The following is an 18,892-nucleotide window of genomic DNA, read 5'->3' as shown; positions in this document are numbered from 1 at the left end:
TGATTATATTTGCTAGCTTTGAATTGGCTTGAATGGTGATTATTCTCTTTGTTTGACTGGTGAAATCCTAAGCTTGGTCTATTTTGTCATTAACTTTGGCACCTTTTGTTATTGAGAGATAGCCTCCGATAGAGGAACCTTTCTACCATAAGAGGTTCCTATTGGAACGGATGGAATAAAAACAAAAAGAGGTCATAGGCCATGCCTGAATATAAAGCGCCACTGCGCGATATCAAATTCGTCACTGAAGAAGTTCTAGATTTTCACGGACACTATGCTAATTTGCCGGGCGCTGAAGAAGCGACGCCAGATATGGTGGCGGCGATTTTGGAAGAGGGTGCTAAGTTTGCCGAGCGAGTGCTTTCTCCTCTAAACCGTGTTGGTGACCAACAAGGTTGTCAGTTTAAAGATGGTGTTGTGACAACGCCTGACGGATTCAAAGAAGCTTATCAGCAGTATGTTGAAGGTGGCTGGCCTTCATTGTCGCACCCTGAAGCAGTAGGTGGACAAGGTTTACCAGATTCTCTTGGCATGATGGTGACGGAAATGATCGCCACATCCAACTGGTCATGGGGGATGTACCCAGGCTTGAGTCACGGCGCGATGAATACCATCGAGCTACACGGCACTGACGAGCAAAAACAAACCTATTTAACGAAACTTGTTTCTGGTGAATGGACAGGCACCATGTGTCTGACTGAACCACATTGTGGTACTGACCTTGGTATGTTGAAAACCAAAGCCGAGCCGCAAGACGATGGCAGCTATGCCATTACAGGTACTAAAATCTTCATCTCTGCGGGCGAACATGATATGGCGGACAACATTATCCATATTGTATTGGCTCGTTTACCAGATGCCCCAGCGGGTACAAAAGGTATTTCTCTGTTCATCGTACCAAAACACAATGTTGATGATGCTGGTGAAATGGCAGATCGCAACCAGGTATCTTGTGGTTCTATCGAACACAAAATGGGTATTCATGGTAACGCGACTTGTGTAATGAATTTCGATGGCGCGAAGGGCTTTCTCATTGGTGAGCCGAACCGTGGTCTGAACTGCATGTTTACGTTCATGAATACGGCGCGTCTTGGTACGGCTTTACAAGGTTTGGCACATGCAGAATGGGCACTACAAAACTCTGTGGCATACGCTAAAGATCGTTTGCAAATGCGTTCTTTGTCAGGTCCGAAAGCGCCAGAAAAAGCCGCAGATCCAATCATTGTTCACCCCGATGTACGTCGTATGTTGTTAACGCAAAAAGCCTTTGCTGAAGGTGGTCGCGCTTTAATTCATTATTGTTCTAAGTTGGTGGATATCACTAAAAAGGGCTCTAAAGAAGAGAAAGAAGAGGCGGATGAATTGATGTCTTTACTGACTCCGATTGCTAAAGCCTTTCTAACTGAAACCGGTTTTGAATCTGCAAATCATGGTCTACAGGTGTTTGGTGGTCACGGCTTTATCGCTGAATGGGGCATGGAGCAAAACGTTCGTGATTGCCGCATTTCGATGTTGTACGAAGGCACTACTGGCATTCAGGCGTTGGATCTTTTAGGTCGTAAAGTACTGATGACTCAAGGTGCAACACTGCGTCGTTTTACCAAAATCATCCATAAGTTCTGTAAAGAGCATAAAGGCGATAAACGCGTTAAATCCTACATCACAGCGCTAGATAAATTAAACGGCGAATGGGGCGATGTGACGATGAAGATCGGCATGAAAGCCATGCGCAATAAAGATGAAGTAGGTGCAGCGTCTGTCGATTATTTGATGTTCTCGGGCTATGTGGTACTGGCTTATTTCTGGGCTCGAATGGCTGTCACCGCACAGACTAAATTAGACGAAGGCACAGATGAGGTGGGTTTTTATACTGCCAAACTGCAAACAGCGACTTTCTACTACGATCGTTTGTTGCCACGTACTCGCGCTCATGTAGAGGCTATGTTGTCTGGCGCTGATAACTTATTGGCGATGGAAGAAGATAATTTCTTATTTTTGAATGCCTAATTAGCGTTAATAAATAACCACCCATGTATTTTTTTTAGTTCATGGGTAATAAAGTTTTTGAAAGATTGAAGAGGTTGATATTATGAGTGAAGCAAAAGCTGTTTTTGAATCCATGTTAAATCGTTTTGACGCTGATGAAGCGGATGACATGGAAGCGGTGTTTCAATTTGACTTAGATGATGCTGACAGTTATTACTTAAGTATTGCAGATGGGAAATGCGATATGGGAGAGGGCGAGCATGATGATCCAACTGTGACTCTGAGTATGGATTTAAATACTTTAAAAGAAGTCATGAGTGGTGAGCTAGATGGCATGGCTGCTTTTATGCAGGGAAAAATCCGTGCTGATGGAGACATTATGTTGGCGACAAAATTGACGCAAATTTTCCCTCAATAAGGGATCTTTTAATCATTTTATAGCTCTAAAGCTCAACTACACTTTATGTAGTTGAGCTTTTATGCTTGATCACTTTCTCCTAAATAAAAAAAACAAATGGAGCTTATTATGACTATGGATACTTCTTCTCCAAGCAATGCAAATATTGGAAAACCACCGGGCAGCTATTTACCAGAGTCGCTTAACCCACATGGCTATCAGTCACTAAATGATGTCTTAGCGTTAGCAACGAAAAAGTTTGCCGACCGTCCTGCTTTTACCAGCGTCGGCCGCACTCTGACTTACCGTGAGTTAGGTGAAAAATCTGACGCCTTTGCTGCGTATCTTCAGCACGAAACCGACTTAAAGCCCGGTGATCGGATTGCTGTACAATTGCCTAATATTATTCAATATCCTGTGGTGCTGTTTGGCGCTATGAAGGCTGGCTTAATTGTTGTGAATACCAATCCACTTTACACACCAAAAGAGCTTGAGCATCAATTTAACGATGCGGGCGTAAAAGCATTGGTGGTGTTTGCTAATATGGCGCATAACGTCGAAAAAATATTGGCTAAAACGTCAATAAAACACGTTATTATCACCGAAATTGCAGATTTTCATCCGCCTTTAAAACGCTTATTAGTAAATTCCGTAGTTAAGTACGTGAAGAAAATGGTGCCGGAATATGATATTTCCAGTGCTTCTACACTTAACGATGTGATAGCGAAAGGCAAAGGTAAAGCGGTTGAAAAAGTAGAATTTCAGCCAGAGCAAATTGCTGTATTGCAATACACTGGTGGAACCACTGGGGTTGCAAAAGGGGCGATGCTGACGCATGCCAATTTAGTCGCCAATATGTATCAGTTAAGCTCTAGACTCCGCTCGATTATTGATGATCAGAATGAGGTCTATATTGCCCCGCTGCCGCTTTATCATATTTATGCATTTCTAATTCATGGTCTGACGTTGTTGGAGCGTGGCGCTCATACGGTATTGATTCCGAATCCTCGAGATTTGCCAGGCTTTATCAAAGAGCTTAAAAAATGGCCATTTACTGGCTTTGTTGGGTTAAATACCTTGTTTGTTGGTTTGTGTAACAAGGCTGAGTTCAAGGCCCTCGATTTTTCTACTCTCAAACTTACTTGTTCAGGTGGGATGCCTTTAACCCATGCCGCTGCGGATGAATGGGAGAGGGTCACTGGCTGCAAAATTGTAGAAGGCTATGGTCTAACCGAAACATCACCTGTTGTGTCTTTTAATCCTATAGGCAAAGAACGTATTGGTACGATCGGTTTGCCTGTTGCAGAAACCGACATTAAGATCCAAGGGCGTGATGGTGAAGCCTTGCCACAAGGGGAGTCGGGTATGTTATGCGTACGTGGACCTCAGGTAATGAAAGGCTACTGGAACCGTGAAGAAGCTACGCGAGAAGTCATGACAGAGGACGGTTTCTTAATAACTGGGGATATTGCTATGCAGCATCCTGATGGTTATTTGCAAATTGTTGATCGTGCTAAAGATATGATTATTGTGTCCGGTTTTAATGTGTATCCAACAGAAGTAGAAGATTGCCTTTCCTCTCATCCTGCTATTTTGGAATCGGCGGCGATTGGTGTGCCTGACGATAAAACAGGTGAATCGGTAAAAGCCTTTGTTGTTCTAAGAGACGATGTTGAAACATTGGATGAAAAGGCGTTGCGCATATATTGCAAAGAAAACCTTGCGGCTTATAAAGTTCCTAAGTTTGTTGAGGTTCGCAAAGAGTTGCCGAAAACCAATGTTGGGAAAGTATTGCGTCGTGCGTTGCGCGAACAAGAGCATGCTTAAGTCTTGTGTTTACCGCTTTTTGAAGTATTGGGAGAGCAGCAATGGCACAGGTTAAACGTAAGCTAATGCACCGGCGTTGTATCGAGTCATATGGTTTTTTACGCGAAGATGGGCTGTGGGATATTGAGGCAAGCATGCAGGACCTCAAATCCTACGATGTTACGCGTGAGTTTGATGATAGCTTGGTGCCTGAAGGCAGTCCCTTTCATGATATTCGCGCCTGTTTGACCCTAGATGACACCTTTTTAATAAAAGAGGTGTCGGTCACTATGGACTCCTATCCCTTTCCTAATTGCGCAGGAGCAGTGCCTAGTTTTTCGGTTTTAAAAGGGACTCGTCTTAAACCCGGCTGGAGTCGTTGGCTAAAAGAAACCTTTAGCGGAAAAGTAGGTTGTACTCATGTGTTAGAGCTTTTTCCAGTGATTGCGACAACCGCATTTCAAACCATGTGGGGGCCGCTGGGAGAAAAATATCCTGAGCAAGTTCCAGCCGCTGTGTCTAAGCTAGTGAATAGCTGCCATGGTTGGTCTGAAGACGGCCCAATGGTACGCAAATTGGTTGATGAACAGGTACTTAAACTACCATCATAAGGGAGCCAGTAATGAGTGATTTTGTTACTGAAAATATTGAGTCTGGTGTACAAATTCTGTGTTTAGACAGAGTTGAAAAGAAAAACGCGATTACATTGGACATGTATCAGGCATTAACGAATGCATTACGTCGAGCAGAGTTGGACGCCGATATAAAGGTGACCTTAATTCATGGCGCGGGGAGTGATTTTTCTTCGGGTAATGACATTAATGAATTTGTGCAGATTGCTCAAACGCCAGAGAAAATGGAAGCCATTATGGCTTTTTTACAAGTGCTGAGTAGTTATAAAAAACCACTTATAGCAGGTGTTGAAGGTCGGGCTGTTGGGGTTGGTGCAACTATGTTACTGCATTGTGATCTAGTACTTGCATCCCGTGAAGCGCGATTGCAGTTTCCTTTTGTGCAATTAGGACTGGTGCCCGAAGCAGCGTCTAGTCATTTATTGCCCCAGTTAGTGGGCCATCAAAAAGCCTTTGAGATACTTGTTTTAGGTGAGGTTGTAGATGGTATGCAGGCTTATGAATTAGGTCTGGTTAACCACATATGCGAAGAAGGTGAAGCCTACAAAGTAGCATTGCGTTATGCCGAAAAAACGGCGGCGCTGCCTGTTGAAGCGGTAGCATTAAGCAAAGATCTATTAAAGTATCGAGCGCAGGATGATGTTCAAATGGCGTTAATGCGAGAAGGTCGAATCTTTAAAGACCGCCTACGTTCAACAGAGGCACATCAAGCTTTTACTGCGTTTTTATCGCGTAATAAGTAATACCTTCTAATATAGTCAATCAAGCCTCACTTATCAGTGGGGCTTTTTTGTCATTAGGACTAGACTCATTATGTGGAAAGGGTGCAGAGCCCATTTCACACATAATGCGCTATTTGAACGAAGCGTGAATATTTTTGTCAGTTAACTGGCGCTTTTTTGTTATTGATGAAAAGCATTCCCAAACTACTATAGAGGGTAAGTGAAGAGTTCTATTGATAGGGAATATTTGCATGCTATCAATCTAGTGAAAATCTAGACGGTATGTATGAAACAGAACTTAATAATAAATACGAGGGGCTTATGAAAATCTTAGTATCTGTAAAGCGAGTCATAGACTACAACGTCAAAGTTCGCGTCAAATCCGACCATACTGCGGTCGATCTTACCAATGTCAAAATGTCCATGAACCCTTTCTGTGAAATTGCAGTGGAAGAAGCTATACGCCTAAAAGAAAAAGGCGTCGCTTCTGAAGTCGTTGTGGTCTCTGTTGGTTCAAAATCTTGTCAAGAAACCTTGCGTACAGCAATGGCGTTAGGTGCAGATCGAGCAATTCAGGTGGAAGCAGAGGATGGTTTAGATTCTTTGTCAGTTGCCAAACTCCTCGCCAAGGTTGCTCAAGACGAAGCGGCTGATTTGGTAATTATGGGTAAGCAAGCGATCGATTCTGATAATAATCAGACGGGTCAAATGGTGGCAGCGCTATTGGATTACCCTCAAGCAACATTTGCGTCAGAAGTTGTTATTGAAAACGGCGAAGCGCAAGTTACGCGTGAAATTGATGGTGGTTTGCAAACTTTGGCGATTACCCTGCCAGCGGTTGTTACGACAGACCTTCGTCTAAACGAACCGCGTTTTGCTTCTCTGCCAAATATTATGAAAGCGAAGAAAAAACCATTGGATGTAAAAACACCTGCCGATTTAGGTGTGGAAGTTGGGTCTAATGTCAGCATCGTTTCTGTTACACCACCGCCGCAGCGTGCTGGTGGTATTAAAGTTGGCTCTGTTGCTGAGTTAGTAGACAAACTTAAAAATGAAGCGAAGGTGGTGTCATGAGCGTTTTAATCATTGCAGAACACGATAATAAATCTCTAAAGCCTGCGACCTTGAATACAGTGACCGCGGCGACACAAATTGACGCTGATGTTCATGTATTGGTTGTCGGCTTTGAGTGCCAAACCGTTGTTGAGCAAGCATCACAAGTGTCTGGAGTGACTAAGGTTTTGGTTGCTGATAATGCCGCTTATGAACATCAGTTGGCTGAAAATGTCTCTAAATTAATCGTTGAGGTTGCTAACGGCTACGAACACATTTTGGCGCCAGCAACCACTACAGGTAAAAATACCTTGCCACGAGTGGCGGCATTATTGAACGTAGCGCAGTTATCTGACGTGATTAAAGTTGAATCTGCAGATACGTTTGTTCGTCCAATCTATGCTGGCAATGCCATTGCGACGGTAAAAACAACGGATCCAGTAAAAGTATTGACCGTTCGTGCCACAGGTTTTGATGCCGCGGCAAGTACGGGTGGTAGCGCAGAACGCCAAGTGCTTTCTCAAGTGATTGCATCTGATCGCAGCCGTTTTGTGAAAGAACAATTGGCTGAATCTGATCGTCCTGAATTGACCGCGGCTAATGTGATCATTTCTGGTGGTCGAGGCATGGGCAACGGCGATAACTTCAAATTGCTGGAAGGGGTTGCAGACAAACTGGGCGCAGCCATTGGTGCTTCACGTGCCGCTGTTGATGCGGGCTTTGTGCCAAACGATTTACAAGTCGGCCAAACCGGTAAAACGGTTGCCCCAGATCTGTATATCGCAGTGGGTATTTCTGGTGCGATTCAGCATTTAGCGGGTATGAAAGACTCTAAGGTGATTGTTGCCATCAACAAAGATGAAGATGCGCCTATTTTCCAAGTGGCGGATTATGGCTTAGTCGCCGATTTGTTTGATGCCGTGCCTGAATTAGAAAAGAGTTTGTAGTTTTTTTAGAAACTAACTTTTAAAACAACTGACTTTTTACACACCAGATGACGGTGAGCTAGATAACCACCGTCATCATAATAAAAATAATTGGAGACCAGCATGATTTTCGAAGGACAAGCAATCAAGGTTGCAGTCGATGATGCCAGTGTGGCAACCGTCACTCTGGATTTGGTCGGTGAGTCGGTCAATAAATTCAATAGCCTTACCTTGAATGAATTGGCCGAAGCCGTTAATGCCCTTAAACACATTGATGATCTACAAGGCGTTATTTTTGCCAGTGCAAAAGACGTTTTCGTCGTGGGCGCAGACATTACAGAATTTACTTCTTGGTTCAAACTAGAGGACGATGATCTATCCGATAAATTGCGTCATGCCCACAGTATTTTTAATGATATATCGAATCTATGTTGTCCAACGGTAGCAGCCATTAATGGTATCGCACTTGGCGGCGGTATGGAGTTAGCGTTGGCGTGTGATTATCGAGTTATGGCAACGACAGCAAAAATAGGTTTACCGGAAACGCAATTGGGCATTTACCCTGGTTGGGGGGGAACGGTTCGTTTACCTCGTCTGATTGGTGCGGATAATGCTTGTGAGTGGATTTGTGGTGGTGCTCAGAAACGCAGCGAAGATGCTTTTAAAGACGGTGCGGTAGATGCGGTTGTTCCTGCGGCGAAAGTCAATGAATCTGCTCGTCACCTTGTTCAACAAGTGTTGGATGGCAAGCTCGATTATCATGCTCGTCGTAATGAATTGCGTGCACCGATGGAATTTACACCTATCGAAAAAATGATGGTCTTCGAATCGGTTCGCGGTGTGGTTGGCGCAAAAGCGGGTAAGCATTACCCAGCACCTATGGCAGCGATTAAAACCATTGAAAAAGGCATTAGCCAAGAGATGGAAAAAGCCCTTGATACTGAAATCAAAGGCTTTGTAAAGCTAGCTAAAGGACCAGTAGCGAAATCTTTGGTTAACTTATTCTTAAGTGATCAGCAGATTAAGAAAACCGCAGGTAAATATGCGAAAAATGCGACGCCTGTGAAACAAGCCGCTGTATTAGGTGCGGGTATTATGGGTGGCGGTGTTGCCTATCAATCCGCGTCAAAAGGCACACCGATTATCATGAAAGATATTCGTCCTGAAGCCCTAGAATTGGGCTTGAGTGAAGCCAATAAGCTGTTCAATGGCCAAGTCGAGCGCGGACGCTTAACGACCGAAAAAGCCTTTAAAGCCATGAACGCAATAGTTCCTGCATTGAGCTATGGTGAATTTGATCACGTTGATCTAGTTGTCGAAGCGGTGGTTGAAAACGTTAAAATTAAAAAGTCAGTATTGGCTGAAGTCGAAAGTAAAATTGCCGACGACGCTATTCTGACCTCTAACACGTCAACTATCTCTATTACTGAATTGGCAAAGGATTTAAAACGCCCAGAAAACTTCTGTGGTATGCATTTCTTTAACCCAGTCCATCGTATGCCTTTGGTGGAAGTTATTCGCGGTGAAAAAACCAGCGATGCAGCTATCGCCAAAACCGTTGCTTATGCCCAAGCGATGGGTAAAACACCGGTTGTGGTAAATGATTGCCCAGGATTCTTGGTGAACCGCGTATTGTTCCCTTACTTCGCTGGTTTCTCTTTGATGATGCAAGAAGGCGCGGATTTCCAAGTGGTTGATAAAACCATGGAAAAATTCGGTTGGCCGATGGGGCCTGCGTATTTGCTGGATGTTGTTGGTGTCGACACGGCTTATCATGCAGATCAGGTTATGGCTGAAGGCTTCCCAGATCGTATGAAGCACGAAGGCACTAATGCGGTTGATCGTTTGTTTGAACTGGAACGATTTGGTCAGAAAAACGGCAAAGGTTTTTATACCTATGAGCCAGACCGTAAAGGCAAGCCTAAGAAGATCTTTAATGAAGAGATAGATGTTTTGCTTTCCTCTGTGGTGGTATCTAAATCTGAGTTAAGCGAAGACGATATTGTCGCTCGTATGATGATTCCACTTTGTATTGAGACAGTACGTTGTCTTGAAGAGAATATAGTGGCATCGCCAGCAGAAGCGGACATGGGATTGATTTATGGTATTGGTTTCCCTCCATACCTTGGCGGTGCATTGCACTACCTAGACCAAATGGGACTGCAGGCTTTTTGTGACCTTGCAGACAAATACAGCCACTTAGGTAAGTTGTATGAGCCAACCGCAAAAATGCGTGACATGGCGAAAAACAACGACACTTATTACGGCGCATAATTTCCCATAGGCTAGAGGAGAATTTCCATGAAACTGAATCCAAATGATGTCGTTATTATCGACGCCGTTCGCTCACCAATGGGTAAAACGAAAAATGGCGTGTTCCGTAATGTACGTGCAGAAAACTTATCGGCGGCGCTGGTAAAAGAATTGTTCAAGCGTAACCCAAATGTGGATCAAAAAGACGTAGAAGACTTGATCTGGGGTTGTGTAAACCAAACCCTTGAGCAAGGTTTTAATATGGCCCGTGCAGTGTCTTTATTAGCTGGTTTGCCAGTTACATGTGCAGCGCAAACTGTGAACCGCCTTTGTGGTTCATCTATGTCTGCTCTCCATACGGCCGCTCAAGCTATTATGACAGGCCAAGGTGATGTGTTTGTTGTTGGTGGTGTCGAGCACATGGGGCACGTCAATATGATGCACGGCGTAGATGTTAACCCTGCGTTGTCTAAACATATGGCTAAAGCGTCCATGATGATGGGGGTTACAGCGGAAATGCTAGGCAAAATGCATGGCGTGAGCCGAGAAGACCAAGATGCCTTTGCTGTACGTTCGCATCGTCTTGCTCATGAAGCGACCTTGCAGGGTCGTTTCAATAACGAAATCGTATCTATCGAAGGTCATGATGCTGATGGCAATAAAATCCTTGTAGAAGTGGACGAAGTAATTCGTCCAGAAACCTCTATGGAATCTTTGGCTGGGCTGAAGCCTGTGTTTATGCCAAAAGTCGGTACGGTGACAGCGGGAACATCTTCAGCTTTGTCTGACGGTGCGTCGGCTATGCTGATGATGTCTGCGAAAAAAGCTGAGGAACTTGGTTTAACGCCTATTGCCAAAGTACGTAGCATGGCGGTGGCGGGTTGTGATCCTGCGATTATGGGTTACGGACCAGTGCCAGCGACTAAGAAAGCACTTAAGCGTGCAGGTATGACGATTGCTGATATCGAGATTGTTGAGTTAAACGAAGCGTTTGCTGCTCAATCTATTCCAGTACTAAAAGATCTTGGATTGCTTGATCAGGTTGACGATAAAGTGAACTTGAATGGTGGTGCGATTGCCCTTGGTCATCCGCTTGGCTGTTCAGGTACACGTATTTCAACAACCTTGCTAAATGTGATGCGTGAAAAAGACGCGACTGTTGGCCTTGCTACTATGTGTATTGGTATGGGGCAGGGTATAGCAACGGTATTCGAGCGCGTGTAAATGCACGACTACTGTGCTCGTGACGTCGTACAAGAGCTTTAATAAATCTGAAATTGTAATGTCTGTCTTTAGCCCCGCCATGTGCGGGGCTTTTTTTAGGCCATGGTGTGTTCTTAACTTGATTTAACATTGGTGGGACTGTCTTTCGGAATGGATCTTGCAACCTTCTAGTTAAGTGAATCATGTTGAGGCCATGTTGATGGACTTCTTTCAATCCTTACATACACAAGCTTCTAACTGGCTCTTGGGCACTCCGAATTGGGTCCTAATTCTAGTGGTTGTCGTGGTTGTTATCTGTGCATTACTGCTTGTAAAGCGCCTTATTTTAATCCGCATAATTCGAATTACCGATCGAACTCATTATTTCTTTGATAGTCTGCTGATAAGAGCCATTCGCATACCTTTGTCTTTAATGATTTTTTGGATAGGATTTTTGTTGCTTGAAAATTCTCTCGCTTCCGGTTCTTCACCAATGGCCACTGCGACAAGAAGCATAGCGAAATACGTATTGCCACTTTTGTTGATATTGGCAGCGGTTATATTTATTGATCGTATGGTTACGGGCTTTATTCGCTATTACAGTAAAAGCTCATCAGTTTTATTAAGCAGTCAATCGATAGTGGTGGGGGTGAGTCGATCCTTTGTTGTGGCTATTGGTGGTTTGGTCTTAATGGGGACATTGGGCATTTCTATTATGCCTGTGGTTGCTTCTTTAGGGATTGGTTCTCTTGCTGTTGCATTGGCGTTACAACCTACCTTGGTGAACTTCTTTTCCGGTGTTCAACTGGTCATGGATAAACCTATTCGAGTGGGGGACTACATCGAACTGGATTCAGGCGAGCAGGGTTTTGTCGAAAAAATTGGCTGGCGTTCGACTTGGATTCGTATGTTGCCAAATAACACGATAATTATGCCGAACAGTGTGTTATCTGAGTCTAAAATTATTAATTACTTTTATCCGACTAAGGAGCTGTCTGTTCCTGTTGAAGTGAGTGTGCATTACGATTCAGATTTAGATCATGTAGAACGAGTGACCTTAGAAGTAGCCAGAGAAATACTGCAGAATCACGAATTTGGTGTAGAAAGTTACAACACCTTCATTTTGTTTCATACCTTTGATGATAGCAGCATCAACTTTACGGTGATGCTGAGATCACATGAGTACTTCCAGCGGTTTTTTATTAAATCTGCGTTCATACAGGCTTTGCATAAACGGTTCAAAGAAGAAGGTATTGTCATTCCTTATCCAATAAGAGCCATTAACACAACGCAAGAGGGTGCTAACCTTAAGGGTAATTGAAACGCTGTGGCTGTATTTGGTTGGATGTTTTTATGGTTTAAGTTCATCATATCGGTCTGAAAATAGCGGAAAAAATAAATACTTTTACCTTAAGGAGACACGGTGTTGAAAATCGCGATTCTGGATGACTATCAAAATAGGGTTAAAGATCTTGTGTGCTTTGATGTATTAAAAGGCCACGATGTACATGTTTTTAACGAAACCTTTCTTAGTATTGATGATTTGGTGGTCAATTTAAAAGATTTTGATGTGCTGGTTTTGATACGCGAACGTACGGTCATTTCTGAAGATTTGCTGGCTAACTTACCTAATTTAAAACTGATCAGCCAAACAGGCAAAATTAGCAATCACATTGATGTTAAACTGTGCCACAAATATGGTGTGGCTGTGGCAGAAGGTATTGGTTCCCCGGTTGCGCCGTCCGAGTTATGTTGGGGCTTGGTTATGTCGGCAAGTCGACATATTCCCGAATATGTTTCTCAATTTTCACAAGGTCATTGGCAACAGTCTGGCTCGTTGGGGTTAGGTCGAGTGTTGAATGGCGCAGTTTTAGGAATTTGGGGATACGGTAAAATCGGTCAACGTATCGCGCAATATGCGAAAGCCTTTGGTATGAAGGTGCTAGTTTGGGGTAGTGAAAGCTCCAGAGTATTAGCCAAGGAACATGGTTTTTCTGCCGCTGAATCGAAGGCTGAATTCTTTCATACAGCGGATATTATTACTTTGCATTTGCGACTCAATGACGCCACTAAAGCCATTGTGACGGAAGCGGATTTAGCCTTGATGAAAGCGGATTCTTTGTTGGTAAATACTAGTCGTGCTGAACTTATCGAAAGTGGTGCCTTGTATGCAGAAATGCTGGCTAACCCGAATAAACGAGCGGCTGTTGATGTATTTGAAAGCGAGCCAGCAACGACAGAGAATGAGCCTTTGTTGTCTTTACCAAATGTGCTCTGCACACCGCATATTGGTTATGTTGAAAAAGCCAGTTATGAGATTTACTTCAAAATCGCTTTTGAAAATGTTGTGGCGTTTGCTGATGGTAAAGCGGAAAATTTGGTGGCAATTTCATAAATCTTAGTCTGATTAATGCTATTATCTCATGAGTTATTGGCCTGTTTGGGGTCATTTTTAATCAACCGAAGTAATGAGCCATCATTGCTTCAATGGATATTTTAAATCACATAGGATGTTTCATATGAAAACTCTTTCATGTGCACTGTTTATTGCCGTGCCTGCTGTACTTTTTTCTAATCTGCTTGTTGCTCAAGAAACTTCTGAAGCGCCTGTTTGCGATGTAAAAGATATGACGTCTTTTTCTTATATGGAAAATATTCCGCCTAATAGTGATGCGGATGTGGGAGCGATATATAAGGCAAAAACAGACGAGCTTATTGCTTTTGGTAAAAAGAACAATCTAGAGGATTTTCAGATTATTAGCCAAGATGCCTCTTTCAGCCCTAACTGCTGTGGTAATTATGGATCACAAGTAAACATGAATTATACTGTGAGCTACAAACCTAGCTATGATGCTTTTAACGCTTTCCGTAAGTTTTCTGGGATGGGATCTGTCTCGACTTACCGCGTTGGTATGGAAAGCTGCCCAACAGAGAAATAGATATACCATTTTGCTCTTGCTCTTTAATTGTTTAATCCTTGTTAAAGAGCAAGAAGCTATTCAGCCTTAATTGCCATGCAACACCTTCTGTAACGCTAGACCTTAAAGTTCCCCACTTCATTATTAAGCGTTTTATACAAGTCTGTTATCTGTGTGGACTGTTCATTTATTAGAACGGAAACATCTTTAACGCCATCCGTTTGTTCTTTTAGCTGGACTAGGCTTTGGTTGATTCCGTCTGATAATGCCGACTGTTCGAGGGTCGCTTGGGCTGTTTTTGAGGCCATTTGTTGTACTTTTTCAAATGAGGTATTGAGCGAGTCAAATATCGTGATTACTTGTTCAAAGTTTGACGCTGTGTTGTCGGCATTATCACGACTATTTTGAGTGGAAATAGAAGACTCTTTTACATTCAGTTTAAGTTGCTCAATGATGGTTTCTATTTCATCTGTACTCTTCTGGGTTCGAGTGGCTAGAGTTCTAACTTCATCGGCAACGACGGCGAATCCTCTACCTTGTTCGCCAGCACGGGCGGCTTCAATGGCAGCATTTAATGCAAGTAAGTTGGTCTGCTCGGCAATGTTCCTTATCACTTCAAGAACAGATGATATATTCTCTGAGCTTTTTTCGAGCTGATCGGCTCGTTTTAAGGACTCTTCAATATCACCTATAAGGCTAGATATGGCTTTGTGGGATGTATTGACCGCTTGAATCCCTTGTGATGTTAATTGGCTAGACGTAGTGGCTTCTGTTTCGGTGTCTTTTGCTACTTCCGCCATTTGTTGATTTGAAAGGTTCATTTCTTGCCCTGCATTGATCATAGAGGACGATGCATTTACTAGTGCATGGGTAATATTATTGGTTGTATCTGAGGCGTTTTTTAATTCCGTAGTCATACTGCCTAATGCAGAAGATTGTTTGTGGATGTTGCTAATAATGGATCTAAGTTGCTCGACAAAGCTATCAAACTCATGGGCTAAGTCGCCAAGTTCGTCTTTTGAATCTGAATTGATTCGCTGAGTTAAGTCACCATCGCCTTCAGCGATCTCTTTAATACGACGTCCCATATTTTCGACATTTTTGGTAATTTTGAGTGGGATAATGTAGCCAAAAATAAGCGCAATAACAAAAGCAATTCCTGTGACTATCATTGCAATGTCTTGATTACGGGCAATATTTTGTTTAGTTATCTCTTCTATTTCTCTGGAATGATTTCTAACACTGTCACCTGCTTTATCTAATAGGGCTCGAATGGCATCAAATTTTTCATCTGCTTCAATGATTTCTTTAGGAAGTTTATGGGTGGTCTGAGCATCGGGTGAGTTAAAATTAATGAGACTTCCTTCAAACCATTCATTAAAGAGGACATCAAATTTACTGTAAGGTCTTGTCAATTCCGGTTCATTAATCAGGTGGCCTCGGTAAGCCCTGAATCTTTCTAAAGCTTGTGTTGTATTGAGTTTGAATTCTTCTATGTTTTCCTCATTGCTACCTATGCCATTAATGAATCTTTGTTGGGCTAAGCGAGCCTGATATAAGTCTCTATCAGCATTTAATACTTCAGTGATTGCTTCGACATAGTTATTCAATTCTTGGGCTGAGTTTATTTGATCTTTCATATCATGTGTGTGTGTTCTTAGTTTTTCTCCAGCTTGGTCGAGCATATCGCGAATAACTTTGAACTTATTATCTAAATTTATCATTGCTTCTGAGAATTGAATGCTGCCCTTTGAGGTGGCAATAAGGCTCTCACTTGTTTTTATCCATTCAGTATAAAGGCTATTAAAGGATTCAAAAGGTGTTAGTAGGTCTGATGGTTCGTCTTCGAGATACTTTCGATAAAGCTGAAAGCGATCAAAAACTTGTTGAGCGTTTTCTCTAAATTCGGCTTCGTTCCCATTTTTAGGTCCTTGCCCATCGAGCATTTTTTCTTGTGCAAGTCGTGCTTGGTAAATGTCTCGGTCTGCATTTAATACTTCTGAAATCGCCTCGAAATAGTGTTCGGCTTGCAGTTTCATATTGTTTTTTTGCATATTGCTCATGAGCATCATGAAGGCAAATAGAGAGATTAAAATAAGCGAAAGGAAGATAATCGGTAACATCATTTTGATTCGAATAGAGTGGACGCGCATTTATAATCCTTTATTGTCTTGTAAGTTCTTTACAGTCTAGGAAAGGATGTTTGTAAGCGCAAAAAAATGATCAAATTTTAATCTATTATGTTGTTTTGAATGATGACGTTGAGTTGTTTTGAATGATGACGTTGAGTTGTTTTGCTTAATGGTCGTTGGATATTCAGAAAAGATGAGAAGACTCGCTCTTTCATCTTTTCTGAAAAAACATTGATATATTAATGATTATATCGCTTGCGTAATCCAAGGCTCAGTAATGACTTGAGATGGTTGACGTTGCATGATGATTTCACCATGTCGAACCGACAACAATACTTCCCCTTGCTGACGTAGCACGCTGTAGTCGTCATGTCCTTCCAGCAAGATAAAATTCGCGGCATTGCCTACTTCAATGCCATAACCTTGTAAGCACATGGTTTTTGCGCTGTTGTCTGTGATCATATCTAGCGCTCGGGCGTAGTCTTGATACCCCATCATTTGGCAGATGTGCATGGCGTAATCTAACGTACGAAGTAGTTTGCCGTTACCGAGTGAGTACCACGGATCGAAGATAGAGTCTTGGCCTAGGCAGACGTTGATATTGGCTTCTCTTAGTTCTTTGACTCTTGTTACGCCTCGGCGTTTCGGGTAGGTATCAAAACGACCTTGTAAGTGAATGCTTTCGGTTGGGCAGGAGATAAAGTTAATGCCGGAGTTCTTCAATAATCGAAATAGCTTCGAACAGTAGGCGTTGTCGTATGAATGCATTGCTGTGGTATGGCTTGCTGTGACTTTCGATCCCATATCATGGAACAAGGCTTCGCAGGCAAGAAACTCTAAAAATCGTGAGTTTGGATCATCGATTTCATCGCAATGTACATCAATCAAGCGATCGTATTTTTTCGCTAGTTCAACGATGAGTTTGACGGATTTCTCACCCAATTCACGAGTGTACTCAAAATGTGGAATCCCACCGACCACATCGGCACCTATTTCTAAGGCTTCCTCCATCAGCTTTAAGCCATTTGGGTAAGACAGCATGCCATCTTGTGGGAAGGCCACCACTTGTAAATCGATTTTATCTTTCAATTCATCACGCAGAGCACAAAGCGTACGAACGCCTATTAGCGTTGGGTCTGTGGTGTCAGCATGAGTTCGAATTGCCTGTACACCATTTTGTACCAATAGTTCTATTGTCGATAACGCACGACGGCGGATGTCGGCTTCATTTAGCATCGGTTTGCGCTGGCTCCAGCGTTCGATGCCTTCGAAGAGTGTTCCGCTTTGGTTCCATTCCGGTTCGCCTGCTGTTAATGCTGCATCAAGATGAATATGTGGTTCGACAAAAGGCGCACAGACTAAGTTTCCACTAGCGTCAATGGTGTCTTCTGAAGCCGCTAATGTGTCTTGTTGAACTTCAATTTTACTGAACTGGCCTTGGTCAATATGGATAGAAAACAGTTCTGGACGTTGGCGTAAACGGGCGTTAATGATGTGCATAAAAACCTCAGTCATAATGAAGGGCAGGCGTGAAAGCCTGAGCTTCGATGTTGTGATGGTGAAATAATATTTGCTCGATAATCAATGCATTTATCACATGGTTTCTATCATGCAGTGACGGCTTGTCTATGAGATAGAAAAGATAATACGCCATAAACTACTATTGCAACAAAGACGCCAACGATCGGAGGCATAATCGGCGAGGTGTAAGCTGCTGCCGATGCAATAGCATAAGAACCAAGACCAACCCAGTTGAATGCAGGCAATTGAGTATCAACTAATAATGGATATTGGCCTTTATGACGTAACCAAAAGTCTGCCATGATGACACCACCAATTGGCGGAATGAAGGTTCCCAATAAAACGAGAAAAGGGATGAGAAAATTATACATTCCAAATACCGCCATAACAGTGCCAATAGCGGCACCAGCGACAGTGATAATACGACGTTTATCGGTTCGCAGCAGGTTGCATCCAGCGACGGCAAAGTTGTAAATAGTGTTATCTTGAGTTGTCCAAATATTTAGAAATAGCATAAGCACGGCAAGTACCATAAAGCCCTGAGCCAGCATCACGTCTACAATATCGGCTTGTTGATAAATTAACGTACCAAGCGCACCAGTTAACACCATTAAGCCATTGCCTAAAAAGAAAGCTCCCATGGTGGCCCAAATGGCGACTTTTCCACTATTAGCAAATCGGCTCCAATTTGTAGCTTGAGTAGCACCGCTGATAAAGGTGCCAATGACAATGGTGATGGCAGCGGTAAAGCTCAAACTTTGCGTAGGCTCAATACTAAACAACGCCGATACGCCACCAACATCGACTAAGCCTGTGTAAAGACTAATCAAAATGAAAATAAGCATGGCGGGCACAGCAATTCGGGACAATATGTCCATACCGCGAAAACCAATCATCGCGGTGATACAAAACGCCATGCCGAATACAATCATTAAGGGCGTTTGCCATACTTCAGGGATAGCGGTGATTTTGACTAATACAATAGCAAGAGTGGCTGTTCCCCATGCGTACCAACCAATTTGCGTAAAACCAAGAATGAAATCGGCTAACTTACTGCCTATTTCACCAAAGCAAAACCGGCCCATCAATACGCTGTTTAAACCACTTTTGTAAGCAATGAACGCTAAGCAAGATGCATAAAGGCCAAGAAGCACATTCCCGACTAGAATAACCAATAGCAATTCTGAAAATGAAAACGAGGTTCCTAATGTACCGCCTGCCCACATGGTTGCAGTAAAAAAAGTGAACCCTAGCAGGATGACTGCCATTGGCAGTAAGCCTCTGCGTTTATTTTGAGGCACTTCAATTAATGGATAGTCTGATTGTGTCATAGCCGTTTCCCA

At 42.9% G+C, this 18,892-nt stretch carries 15 protein-coding genes; 12 read left to right on the top strand and 3 right to left on the bottom strand.

Translation table 11 applies throughout. From position 1 onward, the window contains the following. Positions 1-201: 201 nt before the first annotated feature. From KDW99_RS13375 to KDW99_RS13320, 12 genes are all read left to right on the top strand, one after another. Positions 202-2,007 (top strand): acyl-CoA dehydrogenase C-terminal domain-containing protein, encoded by a 1,806-nt coding sequence (locus KDW99_RS13375; protein ID WP_255825382.1) that lies wholly within the window; start codon positions 202-204, stop codon positions 2,005-2,007. 82 nt (positions 2,008-2,089) lie between these two features. Then, a complete protein-coding gene (locus tag KDW99_RS13370; RefSeq protein WP_255825381.1) occupies positions 2,090-2,404 on the top strand; it encodes an SCP2 sterol-binding domain-containing protein in 315 nt (104 codons plus the stop codon). A gap of 108 nt (positions 2,405-2,512) precedes the next feature. Beyond that, positions 2,513-4,210 carry an AMP-binding protein gene (locus KDW99_RS13365; RefSeq protein WP_304941361.1) on the top strand — a complete coding sequence of 566 codons (1,698 nt, stop codon included), beginning with the start codon at positions 2,513-2,515 and terminating at the stop codon, positions 4,208-4,210. A 41-nt stretch (positions 4,211-4,251) separates the two neighbouring features. Beyond that, on the top strand, positions 4,252-4,800 hold the full coding sequence (locus KDW99_RS13360; RefSeq protein ID WP_255825380.1) for a DUF2889 domain-containing protein: 549 nt from the start codon (positions 4,252-4,254) through the stop codon (positions 4,798-4,800). An 11-nt stretch (positions 4,801-4,811) separates the two neighbouring features. Further along, entirely contained in the window at positions 4,812-5,564 is a 753-nt protein-coding gene (locus tag KDW99_RS13355; RefSeq protein WP_255825379.1) for an enoyl-CoA hydratase-related protein, read from the top strand. Between the two features lie 300 nt (positions 5,565-5,864). Then, positions 5,865-6,617, top strand: a complete 753-nt coding sequence (locus tag KDW99_RS13350) for an electron transfer flavoprotein subunit beta/FixA family protein (protein WP_255825378.1) — start codon at positions 5,865-5,867, stop codon at positions 6,615-6,617. After that, positions 6,614-7,543 carry an electron transfer flavoprotein subunit alpha/FixB family protein gene (locus KDW99_RS13345; protein ID WP_255825377.1) on the top strand — a complete coding sequence of 310 codons (930 nt, stop codon included), beginning with the start codon at positions 6,614-6,616 and terminating at the stop codon, positions 7,541-7,543. The genes KDW99_RS13350 and KDW99_RS13345 overlap by 4 nt, the downstream gene beginning before the upstream one ends. Positions 7,544-7,645: 102 nt before the next feature. Next, positions 7,646-9,796 carry a fatty acid oxidation complex subunit alpha FadB gene (gene fadB / locus KDW99_RS13340; RefSeq protein ID WP_255825376.1) on the top strand — a complete coding sequence of 717 codons (2,151 nt, stop codon included), beginning with the start codon at positions 7,646-7,648 and terminating at the stop codon, positions 9,794-9,796. 27 nt (positions 9,797-9,823) lie between these two features. Next, positions 9,824-10,999: an acetyl-CoA C-acyltransferase FadA gene (gene fadA, locus KDW99_RS13335; RefSeq protein WP_255825375.1), complete on the top strand. Its 1,176-nt coding sequence runs from the start codon at positions 9,824-9,826 to the stop codon at positions 10,997-10,999. A gap of 199 nt (positions 11,000-11,198) precedes the next feature. Further along, on the top strand, positions 11,199-12,299 hold the full coding sequence (locus KDW99_RS13330) for a mechanosensitive ion channel family protein (RefSeq protein WP_255825374.1): 1,101 nt from the start codon (positions 11,199-11,201) through the stop codon (positions 12,297-12,299). A gap of 105 nt (positions 12,300-12,404) precedes the next feature. After that, the gene (locus KDW99_RS13325; RefSeq protein WP_255829289.1) at positions 12,405-13,373 is read left to right on the top strand and encodes a D-2-hydroxyacid dehydrogenase family protein; all 969 of its coding nucleotides are present in this window, start codon (positions 12,405-12,407) and stop codon (positions 13,371-13,373) included. 124 nt (positions 13,374-13,497) lie between these two features. Continuing rightward, positions 13,498-13,917: a hypothetical protein gene (locus tag KDW99_RS13320; RefSeq protein ID WP_255825373.1), complete on the top strand. Its 420-nt coding sequence runs from the start codon at positions 13,498-13,500 to the stop codon at positions 13,915-13,917. A gap of 95 nt (positions 13,918-14,012) precedes the next feature. On the opposite strand, the gene KDW99_RS13315 is transcribed toward KDW99_RS13320, so the two are convergent. The 3 genes from KDW99_RS13315 to codB form a co-directional block, all read right to left on the bottom strand. Further along, on the bottom strand, positions 14,013-16,049 hold the full coding sequence (locus KDW99_RS13315; protein ID WP_255825372.1) for a methyl-accepting chemotaxis protein: 2,037 nt from the start codon (positions 16,047-16,049) through the stop codon (positions 14,013-14,015). A 225-nt stretch (positions 16,050-16,274) separates the two neighbouring features. Next, a complete protein-coding gene (codA, locus tag KDW99_RS13310; RefSeq protein ID WP_255825371.1) occupies positions 16,275-17,528 on the bottom strand; it encodes a cytosine deaminase in 1,254 nt (417 codons plus the stop codon). Between the two features lie 107 nt (positions 17,529-17,635). Beyond that, on the bottom strand, positions 17,636-18,880 hold the full coding sequence (gene codB, locus KDW99_RS13305) for a cytosine permease (RefSeq protein ID WP_255825370.1): 1,245 nt from the start codon (positions 18,878-18,880) through the stop codon (positions 17,636-17,638). Positions 18,881-18,892: the final 12 nt, after the last annotated feature.

The organism is Marinomonas rhizomae (assembly GCF_024397855.1).
GTDB classification, from domain to species: Bacteria; Pseudomonadota; Gammaproteobacteria; order Pseudomonadales; family Marinomonadaceae; genus Marinomonas; species Marinomonas rhizomae_A.
The sequence above is the reverse complement of the archived record's forward strand: the minus strand, read 5'-3'. Positions and strand labels throughout refer to the sequence as shown.

Bases quoted from the DNA above. Each gene is read 5' to 3' on its own strand.
- KDW99_RS13355 (WP_255825379.1), top strand. From the start codon at position 4,812: ATGAGTGATTTTGTTACTGAAAATATTGAGTCTGGTGTACAAATTCTG.
- KDW99_RS13365 (WP_304941361.1), top strand. From the start codon at position 2,513: ATGACTATGGATACTTCTTCTCCAAGCAATGCAAATATTGGAAAACCA.
- KDW99_RS13350 (WP_255825378.1), top strand. From the start codon at position 5,865: ATGAAAATCTTAGTATCTGTAAAGCGAGTCATAGACTACAACGTCAAA.
- KDW99_RS13370 (WP_255825381.1), top strand. From the start codon at position 2,090: ATGAGTGAAGCAAAAGCTGTTTTTGAATCCATGTTAAATCGTTTTGAC.
- codA (WP_255825371.1), bottom strand. From the start codon at position 17,528: ATGCACATCATTAACGCCCGTTTACGCCAACGTCCAGAACTGTTTTCT.
- KDW99_RS13320 (WP_255825373.1), top strand. From the start codon at position 13,498: ATGAAAACTCTTTCATGTGCACTGTTTATTGCCGTGCCTGCTGTACTT.
- fadB (WP_255825376.1), top strand. From the start codon at position 7,646: ATGATTTTCGAAGGACAAGCAATCAAGGTTGCAGTCGATGATGCCAGT.
- codB (WP_255825370.1), bottom strand. From the start codon at position 18,880: ATGACACAATCAGACTATCCATTAATTGAAGTGCCTCAAAATAAACGC.
- fadA (WP_255825375.1), top strand. From the start codon at position 9,824: ATGAAACTGAATCCAAATGATGTCGTTATTATCGACGCCGTTCGCTCA.
- KDW99_RS13345 (WP_255825377.1), top strand. From the start codon at position 6,614: ATGAGCGTTTTAATCATTGCAGAACACGATAATAAATCTCTAAAGCCT.
- KDW99_RS13315 (WP_255825372.1), bottom strand. From the start codon at position 16,049: ATGCGCGTCCACTCTATTCGAATCAAAATGATGTTACCGATTATCTTC.
- KDW99_RS13375 (WP_255825382.1), top strand. From the start codon at position 202: ATGCCTGAATATAAAGCGCCACTGCGCGATATCAAATTCGTCACTGAA.
- KDW99_RS13360 (WP_255825380.1), top strand. From the start codon at position 4,252: ATGGCACAGGTTAAACGTAAGCTAATGCACCGGCGTTGTATCGAGTCA.
- KDW99_RS13330 (WP_255825374.1), top strand. From the start codon at position 11,199: ATGGACTTCTTTCAATCCTTACATACACAAGCTTCTAACTGGCTCTTG.